Origin of the sequence: Pseudomonas sp. HY7a-MNA-CIBAN-0227, assembly GCF_040310325.1 — a bacterium.
In the GTDB taxonomy this organism is placed as follows: Bacteria; Pseudomonadota; Gammaproteobacteria; order Pseudomonadales; family Pseudomonadaceae; genus Aquipseudomonas.
In genome coordinates, this window is sequence record NZ_JBEOPT010000286.1 from 1 (window position 1) to 248 (window position 248).

1 protein-coding gene is annotated in these 248 nt (G+C 49.6%); it reads right to left on the reverse strand.

Annotated elements, in window-relative coordinates; genetic code table 11:
- A partial coding sequence (locus tag AAEZ06_RS27945; protein ID WP_350617421.1) for a dienelactone hydrolase family protein occupies window positions 1-248 on the reverse strand: 248 nt, incomplete at both ends.

A 248-nucleotide genomic window follows, 5' to 3' on the forward strand; every position in this document is an offset into this window, starting at 1 on the left:
ACGCTATAGTCAGCACCAGCGTTGTCCATCTCTTTTTTGAAGTCCTCAACGGCGTCCATAGAGACCATACTATCATCACCGCCATGAGCGACTAGTACTTTGGCATTGAACTTGTCATCGGCTGCTTGTTTAGGCGCTAGGTTGCCATGGAAAGTCGCAACTGCCTTGAGCGGCATGCCAACGCGCGCCATATCTAATACGACTTTACCGCCGAAACAAAAGCCAATAGCGCCTAAGTTATCCCCATT